Below are 16,451 nucleotides of genomic sequence, written 5' to 3' on the forward strand. Positions count from 1 at the left end.
ATCATGATGGAGCTAAAAACATTTTTCAAATCCAAAGAAGGTAGTAAGGGGCAGTTAATTTGTTTTCCTTATCTAGGAGGCTATGTCAACTCATTCAATGAAATTGTGCGTGCAATGCCAGAGGATGTTGAAATATGGGTGGCGAATCCTCCTGGACATTTTGGTTCTCAACTTGAATTAATTAGTGATATTCATGAGCTAATTTCGCTATATTATCAGGAGATATCAAAGATTATTCGCCCAGGAAGCGTATTTTTGGGGCATAGCATGGGTGGCGTAGTTTCATATTTTTTGTTGGAAAGAATGTTTCAAAACCAGGAAAAAGTTCTTCCAAAAACATTAATATTATCTGCTTCTGTTGCACCATCCAGTTTTGCAAATAAACAGTATAGCAAGTTTAGTAATGAGGACTTGATAAAGCAAATACAGGTTTATGGTGGTATGCCAGAGGCTGTATTACAAGACAAAGAGTTAATGAATATTATGCTTCCCATATTTCGCGCTGATTATGGCATTTTAGAATCTTCAGCAAAAGCGCCATACAAAAAAATTGATATCGAAACACATTTGTTATGGGGAGAAAATGATAAATCAGAGAATATTCGTTCAGCGATCATGTGGAATGATTACCTTGTTCAAGATTTAAATGTAACTTCTATTGAAAATGCAGAGCATATGTTTATTCATAATATGGAAAAGGAAGTTGTCGAGTACATTAATCAGTTTCTTAACTTAGAAGTGTTAGAACTTAAGGGCAAGTAGTTACTGTTCTTCCCAGGTCTAAGGAATCTTAGATCTGGGAATTGAATGGTGCACCTTGTATAAACAGAGTGTCGCAGGCGGAAAGAGGAATGCTTTACGGAAATAAAAAGAGGGATGCTTGCATAACAATAAAACTTGAAAATGAGAAACTGAAATCGAAGCTGTTTTTACATATGAAAAAGTATTAGATTATGGAAAAAAATTAAAAAATTTCAAATATATATGTGTTATTTAACGGATAAAATTGTAAAATAATATTGGAGTGTATTTTTAAAAGAAGGAGGACTCGAATTATGAATGACGTAAAGACAGATGCAGGGTTTAAAAAATTCTTGGTCATCTGGATGGGGGAGCTGATATCTAATATCGGTACTGGTATGACTGCCTTTGGTCTTGGCGTATACGTTTGGCAACTTACGAAATCCGCATTGGATGTTGCTATGGTTGAGATGGCAGCGCTACTACCCATGATTTTATTCAGTCCGGCTGCAGGAGTTCTTGCAGATCGATTTGACAGAAGACTCCTTATGATTATTGGTGATTGTGTCTCAGGGTTGGGACTCGTTTTGTTATTAGTGCTAATGAATACAGGAAATATTCAAGTGTGGCAAATCTGTCTTTGTGTAGGATTTAGTTCAGCCTTCGCATCATTATTAGATCCAGCGTATAAAGCAACACTAACGGATTTACTATCAGAGGATGAATATGCAAAGGCAAGTGGTATGGTGGGGATTGCTTCCTCTTCTAAATTTTTGATTTCACCAATTATTGGTGGTCTAATTTTAGCATTTTACAGTATGGAATTAATTATTATCATTGATATTTTGACACTTGTTATAACAGTTTCCACAATTCTTTTTGTAAGAAAATCGCTTTCGGTAAAGCCTTTGGAGAAAAAAGATTTAGACTTTTTCAAAGATTTAAAAGAAGGCTGGCAAATTATTGTGGAATCAAAAGGGGTTATGCTTCTTATAGTACTGGTCTCTGTTTTAATGTTCTATATGGGGATTATTCAAGTACTATCAAAACCGATGATTTTATCATTTGCGAGTGAGAAAACAACCGGAATACTTCAGACAGTTGTAGCATGCGGTATGATGGTATCCAGTATTTTAATCGGTACGGGAATCATCAAAAGAAATTTTGTAAAGGTAATGGTCGTTAGTTTTATTGTATCTGGTATAACGATGGCAGGATTCGGCGCCACAACAAGTATCCCAGTTATTATTATTTCCGGATTTTTATTCTTTGCTTCATTGCCATTTGCAACGACATGTATTGATGTTTTAATACGAAAATCGATAGACAATGAGAAGCAAGGTAGAGCATGGGGACTTATTTCTTTAATATCACAAATAGGTTTCGTCGTTGCTTACGTTATTGCAGGTGTTCTGGCCGATTACGTATTTAACCCAGCATTAGTTGAAGGTGGCGTTCTAGCAAATACTGTTGGAAAAATTATAGGTACTGGTGAAACTAGGGGAATTGGTTTTTTAATCATTCTTTCTGGAGTAGGGCTAATAATTACGGCATTATTTGTTTCAAAATCTAAAGGTATTCGAGAAATGGAAAAACAAAAAGATACTGAGCTAATACCAACTGGGCAGTCAGTTCAATAAGAAGAATTTAATAAATAGGTACGTCGTGTAGTTAGATGAAGGAGGAATAGCTTTGTTTCTGAAAATGGTAAAGAATGATTGCTACAGAAAGAAAATTGTTACTGCAACAATATTTGTATTTATAACGATGGCAGTAATTTTAGGAGCTAGTGCAACAAATATCATTGCAAATTTAACGCAGTCAATGTCAGAACTGCAAGAAAGAGCACACCCGGCCGATATCACGCAGATGCATGCAGGAGATTATAATCAGCGGGATATTGATAAATTTACAGAAGAACAACGTGAACATATTGCAATGCAGGAAACGATGGTTCTTCTCACTTTAGATGGAAACAATATACATTTTGGAAACAACAATACAATGGCAGGTACTGTACAGGACATATCATTTGTTGTTCAAAATAAAAATTTTGACTATATATTGGATCTAAACAACAACAAGTTGGACGTAAAAGAAGGTACTGTAGCAGTTCCTATTTACTTTATGCAACAATATGACTTAAAAATTGGCGAAACGATTACGGTGAAAAGAGGCGATTATGAAAAGGAATTTACCATTTCAGATTATGCCCGAGACTATGAGATGAATTCTTCGCTTACTTCGTCCAAACGTTTTGTTATCAATCAATCTGATTATAATGAAATGTTGGTAAATCAAGTAGGCGAACGCGAATATTTAATTCAATTTAAACTACATGAAACTGGCGATGCTCAAGCTGTTCAGACAGCATATATTGATGCAGGTCTTCCAGCAAATGGGCCTACAGTTGGTGGGAAAATATTCTTAATATTTAATGCAATGTCAGATACGATTGTAGCAATGGTTATTATACTGATTAGTATTTTGCTTATTATTATTGCTTCGCTTTGTATTCGACTTACATTCTTAGCAACGATTGATGAGGATTTAAGAGAGATCGGTGTAATGAAAGCGATCGGAATCTCTAAGAAGGATATTAAAAAGGTATATCTTAATAAGTATAGAGCTATATCTGTAGTTGCGGGTATTGTGGGATATTTACTGTCCTTTGTAGTTGTTAATCTGTTTACGGGGAATATGAGACTTTACATATCTTCTGATTTATCAGGTAACTTGAAATATGTACTTTCCCTTATAGCTCCATTATTTGTTTATTTCATCATTACGCTGTATTTCAAGAAAGTGCTAAAAAGAATTGATAAGATTTCTGCTGTAGAAGCACTTCGTTCAGATATTATGCAACGTGGTAAGAATAAAAAATATAGCTTCTCCCTGCTAAAAAATAAATTTTTCAGTACCAATATTTATATGGGTATTAGAGATGTATTTAAGCGTTTCAAATTATATAGATTACTTATCGTTATATTTGTTATCTGTACATTTATTATCATCCTTCCAATAAGTGTATATAACACAATGAATTCACCGGAATTCTCTACTTATATGGGTGTAGGGAAATCTGATATGAGGATTGACCTTCGAAAAACAGATACTATTTCAGAAGATTATAAAAAATTGCAAGAAGAGTTAGCAAATGATCCAGATATTGAAAAATACGCTGCTTATATTACAGGCTCGTTTCAGGTTAAAAATGCAGAAGGTGCATGGGATTATATAAATATTGAAACCGGTGATTTTTCAGTATTTCCACTAAGTTATTTGGAGGGAAATGCGCCGAAAGAGGATGGAGAAATTGCTCTATCTTATGCGAATGCCTCTAAAGATGGCTTGGATAAAAAAGTCGGAGATACGGTAATTGTAAAGGTTGCTGGAGCAGAAAAGAAGATGACAGTAAGTGGTATCTATCAAGATATTACAAATGGCGGGAAAACGGCAAAGGCAACAACAAGTCTTGAACTAAACGAAAATGCGATTCTTTGGTATATAGTGAACATGGATGTGGCTAAAGATGTCAATATTCCGGAAAAAATGGAATATTATCAAAGTCAATATGCCTCTGCACAGGTCAATGATATTAAAGAATATACTCAACAAACACTTGGCAATATTATTGGTCAAATGAGCACGGTTGTTATCGGTGGAATTGCCATTTCATTAATCATTATTGTTTTAATTACAGCCCTATTCCTGAGAATGTTATTATCAAAAGATATGTCTCAAATCGCTATTATGCGAAGTATGGGTCTAACAGCCAATAATATTAAACAACAATATATGGCAGGAACACTACTAGTACTAATAGTAGGAATCTTCTTAGGTGTACTAGTTTCAAATTACTTAGGAGAGTATCTTGTAAGTATGGGGATGTCTTCTATGGGCGCTGCGAAAATAGAGTTAGTAAACGTTGCATGGCAGACTTGGCTACTATGTCCTTTAGCATTAATAGTAGTAGTTGGTATCACGATATCTGTGTGCTGTAAAGTAACTGTAAAAGATGATTTATCTGTTATTTTAAAGGGTTAAGAAGTAGAAAGACGATGCAATGGAGGAATAGATATGAATAACATTTTAGAGGCGACAAGAATTAACAAAATAGTAGAATTAGGAAAAAACAATGAACTGCATATTTTAAAAGATGTAAATCTAGAAATTAAAGAGGGCGAATTTGTTGCCGTAATGGGTCCATCGGGAAGTGGAAAATCAACACTTTTATATAATGTAAGTGGTATGGATCGAATTTCCTCTGGCGATGTACTTTTTAAAGGGAATGAAATCGGCAAACTAAAAGAAGAAAATCTAGCAAAGATCCGATTAAATAATATGGGTTTTATATTCCAAAATATAAATCTTTTAAAAAACCTCTCGTTAATTGATAATGTTATGTTCCCTGCGCTTGTATCCAAAGATGCAGATAAAAATAAAGTATATAAAAGAGCAAAAAAATTATTAGAAATGACTGGGATTGCAGCGCTTGAAAATAATAATATTAATCAAGCTTCAGGGGGGCAGTTACAAAGGGTCGCGATATGTAGGGCATTAATTAATGATCCAGATATTATATTTGGAGATGAACCGACAGGCGCATTAGATTCTAAATCAGCGACAGAGATTATGTCACTTTTAACAGAAATCAATAAAAAAGGAACGACAGTAATGCTCGTAACACATGATGCAAAAGTTGCGGCAAAAACTGAAAGAGTTCTATTTATGGTAGATGGAAAAATTGTCGCTTCTAAGAAAATGAATAAATTTGATGCGAAGGTTGACAATATTAAGGAAAGAGAAGAAAGCATTATGAAATGGATAGTGGAAAGTACCGATACTTATAGTAACAAGGATGTATCTGGAGAGAAAATGGCCAAGTAATTATAGCTTTTGTATTTCTTGTTGCAGCATTGTACTATAAAGTAAAATCCAAAGACCGACAGTATTAAAATTTATATGGGGCACAATGATGATATATAAATATGCAATAAAAATAACTGAAAAAGCGTATCAAGATATTTTCCAACAATTTGAGCTAAGGATTTCTGCTGAAAGAAAAGAGAAAGTAAGCAAATTCCACTTTGATGAAGATAAAAAGCGCTCTATATTGGCAGAAGTTCTTTTACGTCATTCTTTGAAGAGGGACTTTGGCATGACAAATGACCATATTCATTTCACTATCAATGAATATGGTAAGCCTAGCCTTCAAAATTTCGACCATATTCATTTTAATTTGGCGCATTCAGGTGACTGGGTTGTATGTGCAGTGAGTGATACGCCTATTGGAATAGATATAGAACAAGTAGCAATGATAGAAATGGACATTGCAAAAGCGTATTTTACAAGCAGTGAGTATCAAGATATTTTAAGTCAACCAAAAGACAAACAAATACAGTATTTTTATAAACTTTGGACATTGAAAGAAAGTTATGTAAAAGCTGAGGGAAAAGGATTGACTATTCCCCTTGATTCTTTTTCGTTTTGCATTCAACCCGAAACAATACAACTGTTTGAAAGCAACCAATTGTCACAGAAGTATAGCTTTCAATTATTTGATTTAGATGATTTTCATATCGTTGCCTTGTGTTCCAAGCAGTTATCAGAAGCACCGATTTCCATTGTTACTTTAAATCATATTGATATATGGTAATGTTTAGCGGGCTGTCCTAGTCATTTAGAGGACAGCCTGCTTTTTTTACAGGATTTTGGAAACCGTTATATAGCCGCTTAGAAGTATTTCGTAAAATTACTTCGACCACCGTCATTTTCCCAACGCTCAATATCTCTCCCATCTTCGTCCCACACATCGGGTCTTTCCCTACAAGACATTTGACATCCCCTTTATCAAATAGTTCCTTTCTATAGTATGTGAAGTTGTAACTTTTAGTTCATAGAAAAGGTTGTAAGCGCTGATAAGTCGGTGTAAATCACCGATTAATCCATGTAAATCTTCGATACGTTAGCGCCTATTGTTGATAGAAAGTGTAACGACAATTTGGGAGGAAGCATTCATTTATTCCTCGTTAAAGCTATATTTTTGCATATGTGTCAAGTGACGTGGTGCATATACTGTGGTGAGGAGGGGGGGAGGTGAGCAATTATGAGAATTAACTGGAAGATTCGATTCATGCATAAGCCGTTTTTATTGGTGCTATTTTCCATGCTGTTACTACTCGCTCAACAAGTGGGTGCCTTGTTTGGCTATGATTTAACAAGTGCAATGAGTGAGCAACTAACGTCCATTTTGAATACAGTGTTATCGATTCTTGTTTTAATGGGGGTTGTTGTCGATCCGACTACGAGTGGTACTAGTGATAGTGAACGTGCCTTAATGTATCGAAAACCTCGATAAAATTTAATGATATTTATATAAAGTGTAATTTTACAATAAAAGTGAATATGATATAATGTAAGAAAATTCTAATCGCTAAGGGGGATGATGAATTGTCGCTAGAAATGGAGCAGCGAATTGCTAAGCTAGAAAAAGAGATGGTAGTGTTACGCCGAGAAATGGATGAGTTAAAGCACCAACAGTCACAAGAAAAAACAACGATACAAAACATGAACAAATCCATCACTGTCCAATCAGCCTTACCAACCTTAAAAACAAAGCCAACGCCACCAACTCCGCCAATCCCAACACCGAAAACAAATGTACAACAAGGGCGTTCAATCGAGGAGCAAATTATGTGGGCGCTTCCGAAAGTATTTATGGTTATTTTAGTGTTGGGCGTGTTATGGGGGTTAAAACTAGTTAGTGATTATGGCTACTTATCAAACGAGGTGAAAATCATCCTCGCTTATTTATTATCCATCGCATTAGCAACCATAGCCTATGTAGTAGAACGTAGAAAGCTAGGGTCACCAGCCGTAACCATTTCCTTATATGGAGGGGCATTTATCGTAGGTATATTAACTACTGCTGCTGGTGCTATGCTATATGATGTATTAGGTTTAACATTAGCATTGTTTATTGCCATCCTATTCATTGGCTATGGCATAGCCATCAGCTATCTAAAGAAAAATGAGGTGCTTACTTTATTTGTCGCCTTTACCTCATTGTTATTACCGTATTTACTAGAATACATGGATTTTAGCACATATATTATATTATTCTTTGTCATTGTCCTGTTTACAATGTTGCAATTTGTTATTCTGCAACATAAACAAAAGATTGCGCTGTATGTCGCTACTTTTTTCTCAATTTTGGCAATTGGTATTGTCGCCTTTATGAATAATGATAACCAAGGAATGTTTGCATTAGGTTTGTTTATGACACTTGCTATTTTCTACACGAGTTGGTGTCGCTTGTATAATGCTGAATCGAAATGGAAGCACATTTATGTTGGATTGCAATTTAGTTTAGGGGTCTTTAGCTTACTAATGATGAACTTGATAAGTAGTCCACTTGACTATAAAGAGCTCCTACTGTTTGGATTATGTATGTTATTTATAGTTATAGCGGGTTATGGCTATAAGCAAAAATGGCAGGAGGCATTTGATAGTGCCGTAACACTCGCATTTATTACACTTTGTAATACGCTATTGATTATGAATCTACCAGAAAAAGTGGATGATTTACTTCTTCCATTCATACTATTTGCAGGCGTTATGATGAGCTTACGACTTCGAGTAAGTGTGATGAAAGTTGTCAGTTCAATAGGGTTTTTCATGGCACTGATTGTTAGCTTTGTTATACACGAGCCAACCCCATTTTTTAGTATAGAACATCTCGCCTTATTGATGCCAGGGGTATATCTCTTCATTATTTATATGTATGCACTACGTCCTAAAGAAACATTAAATGCCTTTGAGAAATGGATGAAAGATTTATATGTGCTTGATTTATTAGCAGTTATTACAGCTAGTTACTTTATCGCTTATATAGGTAAGTTGGATAGTGTTTATATTGTAAGTCCTAGTAATACCCCGCATCTAATGAGTATCAGCATTGTATTGTTGTTTGTAGGGTCACTGTTGCTACCAGTAGCATTTAAAGGGCGGGCATTAACGCCAGTGCTGACTGTATTATTCTTGTTATTTACATTTATGTTAAGCGTTATTCCTTCTAATATACAAGGGATTGAATGGCTCAATATTATGACACGGTTAACCTTCATTGCTACGATTAAGGCCATCATCCTTGATTTGCTCATGAAGGGACGTATTTATCGAATCTATCAAGACTATATGCCGAAATTTTTAGATGCCATTGTTAGTGTAGGTGTAGTAAGTGCGATGCTAGCAGTATGTGGTCTTGTGTCACAACTTGCTTATAACGACTTACTAGATTGGAAGCTTAGCATTGCACTAACAACAATTACGTTATTCCTAACGGCAAGCCTATCATTATGGCTCGGCGTGGTACGTCAATTACGAATACTGCGACTTTCCGGCTTTGTCATATTAGCCATCGCCTTTATAAAACTAATTTTCTTTGACTTATCCGCACTCGATTTATTAATACGTGCAATACTTTTCATCTCAATCGGTGGCATCGGCATGCTACTGTCTGGCCGATTGTTGAGGAAATAAAAATAAAGACTGTTTACTAGTGTGACTAGTAAATGGTCTTTTATTTTACCGTGAAAATTTTTGTCCATAAAAAAGTGCCCCAAAGACGTGCCATTTCTATATGAAGGTGACAGGAACATGGATAGAAGCTGTAGAATTTTATCATTACAGTTCACTTGTATTGAATTCAAACACGAGTCAGAAACACCAGAAAAATGTAGAGTTTACTATTTCCGCGACCGTCGAGGTCACAACCTTTTGATAATGGACAATAAGCGCTATGTTAGTTTAGGAGGTAATAAAAATGGAAATGGCTTATACAATACTTGTATTCGTATTTGGGCTTGTATTTGGTTCTTTTTTTAATGTGGTAGGCTTACGTGTGCCGATGAAGGAGTCGCTAATCCAACCACCATCACACTGTACGACCTGTCAGAGGCAATTGACGCCTAAAGATTTAATACCGGTATTGTCCTATATAGTTTTAAGAGGCAAATGTCGTAGCTGCGGGCAAAAAATTTCATGGATTTATCCGCTAATGGAGCTGTTAACAGGGATATTATTTACCTTTTCGTATTGGCAATTTGGATTTAGTGAAGAATTTATCGTAGCTTTATTATTAATTTCATTATTGGTGATTGTTGTTGTATCGGATATTGCCTATATGCTTATGCCGGATAAAGTGCTCTTGTGCTTTTTGCCATTATTAGTGATTGGGCGTATGCTAGCACCTTTAACGCCGTGGTGGGATAGTATTGTAGGTGCTGTCTTTGGCTTTGGCATATTATATAGTATCGCAGTTGTGTCGCGTGGCGGGATAGGTGGCGGCGACATAAAATTATTCTTTTTACTTGGCCTTGTATTAGGGACAATCAACACACTATTGACATTATTTATAGCAGCCTTCATTGGAATGGTTGTCGGTATAATTGTGCTTCAAGTGCGGCAGCAAGGTAGAAAAACGCCGATTCCATTTGGCCCTTCCATCGCACTAGCGGCGGTTATAGTTTATTTCTATGGAAATGTCATAGTACAGTGGTATGTAGGATTATGGTAAGGAAGGAGATAGATAGATGAAACCAATTATAGGTATAACGGCGTTTGCGGAAGACGATTTATCATCGAGATTAAATGTAGCCTATAGCAATAGCATTATTGAAGCTGGTGGCATCCCACTTATTATTCCGCTGGGGGTAGAGGAAGATGCGGCACAAATTCTATCGTTAACGGATGGTTTACTTTTATCGGGTGGGCACGATGTTCATCCATTTGAATTTGGTGCTGAACCTTTGCCAAAGCTAGGACAGATACACCCAGAAAGAGATAAGGTGGAGCTGGCTTTACTTAACGCAGCCTTTACAAGGAAAATGCCGATATTCGGAATTTGTCGTGGTATTCAAATGCTCAATGTTGCATTGGGTGGAACGTTATACCAAGATGTTGATAGTGAATATCATAGTAGTAAGCTGCTAAAACATGCACAACAAGCGGCTCGTGGTGTTGCCACACATTATGTTCACATAACACCCCATACATTGTTAAAAACAATTATTGAAGAAGAAAAAATTGCTGTTAATTCCTTTCATCATCAAGCAGTAAATGTCTTAGCGGAGAAGCTAGTCGTTGCAGCAAAATCGAGTGACGGTCTAGTCGAAGCAGTGGTCCATGAAGAATTTCCGTTTTGTCTGGCAGTTCAGTGGCACCCAGAAGAACAGGCAATTGTAGGAGATATTGCTGCGCAAAAACTTTTTTCAGCTTTCGTTAAAGCGAGCATGTTATATAAAAGAGAAGCATAGTGAATGCTTCTCTTTTGTCGTGGAATTAGTATAAGAATGCATTAATGTACACGGCGATATAAGCCGACAACTTGTCCTAAAATCGAAACTTGGTCTACAATAATCGGTTCCATTGTAGCGTTTTCTGGTTGTAAGCGGAAATGATTTTTTTCTTTAAAGAAGCGTTTGACAGTTGCTTCATCTTCTTCGGTCATGGCTACGACGATATCACCGTTATCGGCTGTAGCTTTTTGCTTGACGATGACTAAGTCCCCGTCAAAAATTCCTGCCTCAATCATCGATTCACCCATGATTTCTAACATAAATAACTGATCTTCGCTTGTCCCGTAAATATCCGGTAAAGGGAAATATTCGTCGATATTTTCAATCGCTGTAATTGGTGATCCAGCAGTAACCTTCCCTACAAGTGGTACATGGATAACACTTTGCTTTTGAATTGAATCCTCAGGCTCTAAAATTTCAATTGCACGCGGTTTAGTAGGATCTCGTCGAATAAAGCCTTTTTGCTCTAAACGAGCTAAATGTCCATGAACTGTTGAGCTTGATGCAAGTCCAACTGCTTCACCAATCTCACGTACAGATGGTGGATAGCCCTTTGCGCGTACTTCTTCTTTGATAAACGCCAGTATGTCTTCTTGTCTTTTCGAAACTTTTTTCATGATTGCTCACCTCTTTTTTTCATATCATTCTTCTTACTAGATAGTATAGCAGAATGCGAACACTTATGCAAACATAGGTTCGAAAAGTGTTTGACAAAAACGTTTGTTCGCTTTATTATAAGAACATACATTCCGAACAAACATTCTAAAAAAGGGGATATGATGCATGGATTGGTTTAAAAAAAATACACATATTTCAATTTTATTGGGCGTAATTTTATTATTTGCAAGTTATCTTTTTATAACTGATCCTGGAGATATTACGTACACTGAAATTCATATAGAGCATGGCGATAGCTTATGGTCGTTAGCCGAACAATACCGTGGTAAAATGGGTACGGATGACTGGATTAAACTAGTGAAAGCCGAGAACGAATTACATAGCGTTAATATTGTTGCAGGGAAATCGCTCGTTATACCAGTAGTGGGTGACAATACGAAGCCCACCAATTCTATTGAAATTGCGAGAAGTGGAAAATGATGAATAAAAAACGAACGGCTGTACTTTACTGCCGGGTGAGCACGGAAAAAGAGACCCAAAGTTCTTCATTAGAACGACAACAAGAAGAATTGCTGCGTTATGCAAAGGAACAAAACTATGAAGTGATACAGGTTTTTCAGGACAAACATAGTGGGTATGATGTGGAACGCGAAGGTTTACTTGAGATGCTCGATTTTATTAAAGAAAACGAAATTCAAGCATTATTTGTACAAGATGAAACACGTTTAGGGCGTGGGAATGCCCGAATGGCTGTACTCCATTTATTGCAAAAAACAGAAACAGATGTTTTTTCGATGCGTGATGCGGGGCCTGTCCAATTAAATGAGATGGACACGATGTTGCTTGAAATATTAGCGATTGTAGAGGAGTATCAGCGTAAAATTCATAATGCGAAAATTCGCCGCGGTATGCGTCGAGCAGTAGAAAATGGCTATCGTCCAGAAAATAACTTGTCCAATCGTGGCAATCCAAATGGTCAGGAGCGCAAGGAAGTACCGATAGAAGAAATTGTGAAGTTGCGAAACCGAGGCTTTACTTTTGAAGAAATTGCAATGACAATGAGAGGTCTCGGCTTCGAAGTTAGTAAAGCAACCGTACATAGGCGCTATCAAGAACACAAGAAAGATTAGCAGGCAAATAATTTGCACTGCTAGTCTTTTTTTATTCTAGTCTTGAAGGGTAGTAGAGAGCTCAACTTTGCCATTCTTCCTGCAAAATAGCGTAATAGTACTCATCCCACCAATCGTCACCATAAGGTATACATTTTTTGAAAAATCCTTCACGACGCATACCGATTTTTTCCATAACACGATAGGATGCAATATTTTCGGGCTGACATGTGGCGATGATGCGATGAAGCTTCATTTTCGTGAAGCCATAATTTAATAGGGCTTGTGCTGCCTCTGACGCATAGCCTTTACGATAATATGCAGGATTTAACACCCAGCCAATTTCATATGTATGCTCGCCAAAGTAAGGATGGAATACGAGATGACCGATAACTTGTGACTGCTCACGTAAAACAATGGCAAAATGCTTTGCTTCGTCACGATTATCGGAAATAAATTTTTGCACTTGTTCTGCAGTTAAAACGCCTTCTGGCATATAGTGCATCACTGTTTGATCGGACATATAGTTAACAACAGCCCGCCAATCTTGTATTTCAAATTTTCGGATATGTAATCGCTGTGTTGTAATGTTCACATTATTTCCCCCCAATAAGTATTCATTATTAATAGTTATACACGACTAACATTTGGAAGTCATGTAAATTATGGCTAAGGTGTGTGATTAAGGGTTGGTATAACTGCATTTTAAGGGAAAGCATGCTATACTTTGCATACTGAAGTCATCAAGGTATTGAAAGGTGTGTAACGATGTTATCCAAAGAAAAAATTAATCGCATTAATGAACTAGCAGCAAAAGCCAAAGCGGGCAGTTTAACAGAGGAGGAAGCGAAAGAGCGTACGTCCCTTCGCAAAGAATATTTAGATACATTTAGAGCAACAATGCGCAATACAATTGAAAATGTTAAAGTTGTCGATCAAGAAGGTAATGACGTAACGCCTGAGAAGGTAAAACAAGCGAAAAAAAATAAATTTCTAAATTAATATGACACATTTCATACAGGATGTAAGCAAATGCATTTCGCGTGGACATTTCACTATGGATTTCTAGCAAAATCCTTGCCATCATTGAAGAAGGTTTCTTTTTTTATTTGTTAAACCTTCCTCCAAAATAAGCAGTAATTTTGTTATTATTTCTATCATTGCTATGTCTAAGTTACAGAATGATGATAAAGTATGTCATAAATCTCAAATAGTATAACAAAAGCATTGTTTTCTAGGACAATGTTGACTAAACTGTAGTAGAACAATATATAGGACGAGAAAGGATGTCACAACATAATGACTCAACATGCGGACCAACTAGCGATTAATGCTATCCGAACATTGTCAATTGATGCAATTGAAAAAGCAAATTCAGGTCACCCAGGCTTACCAATGGGGGCAGCGCCAATGGCTTACACGCTTTGGACTAAACAACTTCGCCATAATCCGGCAAATCCAAAATGGTATAACCGCGATCGTTTCGTACTTTCAGCAGGTCATGGCTCTATGCTTTTATATAGCCTACTTCACCTTGGCGGTTACGGCCTACCAATGGAAGAGATTCAAAACTTCCGTCAATGGGATTCATTAACTCCAGGACATCCAGAATACGGTCATACGGTTGGGGTAGAGGCAACAACAGGTCCTCTTGGACAAGGGATTGCGATGACAGTTGGTATGGCAATGGCAGAGCGTCATTTAGCAGCGACTTATAATAAACCAGGACATGAAATTGTCGATCACTATACTTTTGCGCTTTGTGGTGATGGCGACTTAATGGAAGGTGTTGCAGCTGAAGCGATTTCATTAGCTGGACATTTAAAACTTGAAAAATTAATCGTGTTATACGATTCAAATGATATTTCATTAGATGGTGATTTAGAAAAATCATTCTCTGAAAACGTACAAAAACGTTTTGAGTCATATGGCTGGAACTATTTAAAAGTGGCTGACGGTACAGATGTAGAAGCTGTTAACCAAGCTATTGAAGAAGCAAAAAAATCTTCTGGCAAGCCAACACTGATTGAAGTGAAAACAGTCATCGGTTTCGGTTCACCAAACAAATCAGGAAAATCAGATTCTCACGGTGCGCCACTAGGTACGGATGAAGTTGTCTTAACAAAAGCGGCTTACGAATGGACACATGAGCCATTCCAAATCCCATCTGAAGTATATGATACGTTCAATGCAGCAGCTGAAGTGCAAGGTGCACAGCCAGAAGCAGCTTGGAATGAGCAGTTCGCAGCTTACAAAGCTGAGTTCCCTGAATTAGCAGCGCAATTTGAAAATGCAATGAATGGGAAACTACCTGAAGATTTCGCTTCAGAATTACCAGTATATGAAGCGGGTAAATCTGTGGCAACACGTTCTTCATCAGGCGATGCAATCAATGCAATTGCCAAGAAAACACCATCATTCTTTGGTGGTTCAGCCGACCTTGCTGGCTCTAACAAAACGACGATGAAGGGCGCAGGCGACTTTTCTGCAGATGACTATGCAGGTCGCAATATTTGGTTTGGTGTCCGTGAATTCGCTATGGGCGCGGCAATGAACGGTATGGCGCTTCACGGCGGTCTAAACGTCTTTGGTGGTACATTCTTCGTATTTTCTGATTATGTACGTCCAGCTGTACGTCTTTCTGCATTAATGGGTCTTCCTGTGACATATGTATTCACGCATGACTCAATCGCAGTAGGGGAAGATGGTCCAACACATGAACCAATCGAGCATTTAGCTTCATTACGTGCAATGCCAAACCTTTCTGTTGTTCGTCCAGCAGATGCAAATGAATCAGCAGTTGCATGGGAGCTTGCAGTATCATCAGAAAAAACACCAACTGTATTAGTATTATCTCGTCAAAACTTACCAGTGCTTGACGCGTCAATCGAAACAGTTCGTGAAGGTGTAGCAAAAGGTGCTTACACTGTATCACCTGCATCGAAAGAAGTAGCAGATGCTATTTTAATTGCAACAGGTTCTGAAGTTTCACTTGCAATTGAAGCGCAAAAAGCATTAAAAGCTGAAGGTATGGACGTTGCAGTCGTATCAATGCCTTCAATGGATCGCTTTGAAAAACAAGATGCAGCATATAAAGAATCAGTTCTTCCAAAAGCTGTTACAAAACGTTTAGCAATCGAAATGGGTGCATCATTCGGTTGGCACAAATATACTGGCTTTGAAGGTGACGTTCTTGCAATCGACAAGTTCGGCGCTTCTGCTCCAGGTGAGTTAGTTATGGAAAAATACGGTTTCACTGTAGAAAACGTTGTAGCAAAAGTTAAAGCACTATAAGAATTGGCTTCCATAAAAAATACCGCAAGCTCTTATTAAGCGTTGCGGTCAGACTGTAGACAAACTCGGAAATTTTCGAGATTGTCTACAGTCCTTTTTTTATTTTAAAAATATATGTAGATGACAACTACCGTTGATTTCCGTTACGGGCGATGTTTACTTTTACAACAATGAAAAAAGCTGGCTACTTGTACATGGTAAGCCATATCCTTCTGTGTTACCCAAATCTACTTTGATTGTTCCGTCAAAATTTTTACTATCCGCTTATCCTCAATCCTTTCAATATGATAATATTATTAAAAGAAATTTTATCATAAAGCATAAAAAA

General features: G+C 37.0%; 15 protein-coding genes. 13 read left to right on the plus strand and 2 right to left on the minus strand.

Annotated elements, in window-relative coordinates:
• Positions 1-3: 3 nt before the first annotated feature.
• The 9 genes from MKY08_RS05615 to MKY08_RS05655 all read left to right on the plus strand — a co-directional run bounded on the left by MKY08_RS05615 (position 4) and on the right by MKY08_RS05655 (position 11,060).
• Positions 4-762, plus strand: coding sequence for an alpha/beta fold hydrolase (locus MKY08_RS05615; protein WP_069509912.1), 759 nt, complete (start codon positions 4-6; stop codon positions 760-762).
• Positions 763-1,055: 293 nt separating this feature from the next.
• Positions 1,056-2,381 (plus strand): MFS transporter, encoded by a 1,326-nt coding sequence (locus MKY08_RS05620; RefSeq protein WP_069509910.1) that lies wholly within the window; start codon positions 1,056-1,058, stop codon positions 2,379-2,381.
• A 52-nt stretch (positions 2,382-2,433) separates the two neighbouring features.
• Complete coding sequence (locus MKY08_RS05625) at positions 2,434-4,788, plus strand: FtsX-like permease family protein (RefSeq protein WP_081327886.1); 2,355 nt, start codon at positions 2,434-2,436, stop codon at positions 4,786-4,788.
• A gap of 33 nt (positions 4,789-4,821) precedes the next feature.
• The gene (locus tag MKY08_RS05630) at positions 4,822-5,631 is read left to right on the plus strand and encodes an ABC transporter ATP-binding protein (protein ID WP_069509908.1); all 810 of its coding nucleotides are present in this window, start codon (positions 4,822-4,824) and stop codon (positions 5,629-5,631) included.
• Positions 5,632-5,719: 88 nt separating this feature from the next.
• Positions 5,720-6,400, plus strand: a complete 681-nt coding sequence (locus MKY08_RS05635; RefSeq protein ID WP_069509906.1) for a 4'-phosphopantetheinyl transferase superfamily protein — start codon at positions 5,720-5,722, stop codon at positions 6,398-6,400.
• A 450-nt stretch (positions 6,401-6,850) separates the two neighbouring features.
• A complete protein-coding gene (locus tag MKY08_RS05640) occupies positions 6,851-7,102 on the plus strand; it encodes a phage holin (protein ID WP_069509904.1) in 252 nt (83 codons plus the stop codon).
• Positions 7,103-7,194: 92 nt separating this feature from the next.
• Positions 7,195-9,285 carry a DUF2339 domain-containing protein gene (locus MKY08_RS05645; protein ID WP_069509902.1) on the plus strand — a complete coding sequence of 697 codons (2,091 nt, stop codon included), beginning with the start codon at positions 7,195-7,197 and terminating at the stop codon, positions 9,283-9,285.
• A gap of 283 nt (positions 9,286-9,568) precedes the next feature.
• Positions 9,569-10,321, plus strand: a complete 753-nt coding sequence (locus MKY08_RS05650; protein WP_069509900.1) for an A24 family peptidase — start codon at positions 9,569-9,571, stop codon at positions 10,319-10,321.
• Positions 10,322-10,337: 16 nt separating this feature from the next.
• A complete protein-coding gene (locus MKY08_RS05655) occupies positions 10,338-11,060 on the plus strand; it encodes a gamma-glutamyl-gamma-aminobutyrate hydrolase family protein (RefSeq protein WP_069509899.1) in 723 nt (240 codons plus the stop codon).
• Positions 11,061-11,101: 41 nt separating this feature from the next.
• Here the strand turns inward: MKY08_RS05655 and lexA are convergent, their stop codons facing one another.
• Entirely contained in the window at positions 11,102-11,719 is a 618-nt protein-coding gene (lexA, locus tag MKY08_RS05660; RefSeq protein WP_024361531.1) for a transcriptional repressor LexA, read from the minus strand.
• A 166-nt stretch (positions 11,720-11,885) separates the two neighbouring features.
• Between lexA and MKY08_RS05665 the strand changes: the two genes are divergently transcribed.
• Positions 11,886-12,200, plus strand: a complete 315-nt coding sequence (locus tag MKY08_RS05665; RefSeq protein ID WP_069509897.1) for a LysM peptidoglycan-binding domain-containing protein — start codon at positions 11,886-11,888, stop codon at positions 12,198-12,200.
• Positions 12,200-12,850, plus strand: a complete 651-nt coding sequence (locus tag MKY08_RS05670; protein WP_069509895.1) for a recombinase family protein — start codon at positions 12,200-12,202, stop codon at positions 12,848-12,850. Before MKY08_RS05665 ends, MKY08_RS05670 begins: the two co-directional genes overlap by 1 nt.
• A gap of 61 nt (positions 12,851-12,911) precedes the next feature.
• Here the strand turns inward: MKY08_RS05670 and MKY08_RS05675 are convergent, their stop codons facing one another.
• On the minus strand, positions 12,912-13,424 hold the full coding sequence (locus MKY08_RS05675) for a GNAT family N-acetyltransferase (RefSeq protein ID WP_069509893.1): 513 nt from the start codon (positions 13,422-13,424) through the stop codon (positions 12,912-12,914).
• Between the two features lie 173 nt (positions 13,425-13,597).
• Here MKY08_RS05675 and MKY08_RS05680 point away from each other — a divergent pair, with 173 nt between their 5' ends.
• Both MKY08_RS05680 and tkt read left to right on the plus strand, forming a co-directional pair.
• The gene (locus tag MKY08_RS05680; protein WP_024361527.1) at positions 13,598-13,831 is read left to right on the plus strand and encodes a DUF896 domain-containing protein; all 234 of its coding nucleotides are present in this window, start codon (positions 13,598-13,600) and stop codon (positions 13,829-13,831) included.
• 297 nt (positions 13,832-14,128) lie between these two features.
• Positions 14,129-16,123, plus strand: coding sequence for a transketolase (gene tkt, locus MKY08_RS05685; protein WP_069509891.1), 1,995 nt, complete (start codon positions 14,129-14,131; stop codon positions 16,121-16,123).
• The last annotated feature ends 328 nt before the right edge of the window (positions 16,124-16,451 follow it).

The organism is Lysinibacillus sp. FSL M8-0337 (genome assembly GCF_038593855.1).
GTDB classification, from domain to species: domain Bacteria; phylum Bacillota; class Bacilli; order Bacillales_A; family Planococcaceae; genus Lysinibacillus; species Lysinibacillus sphaericus_D.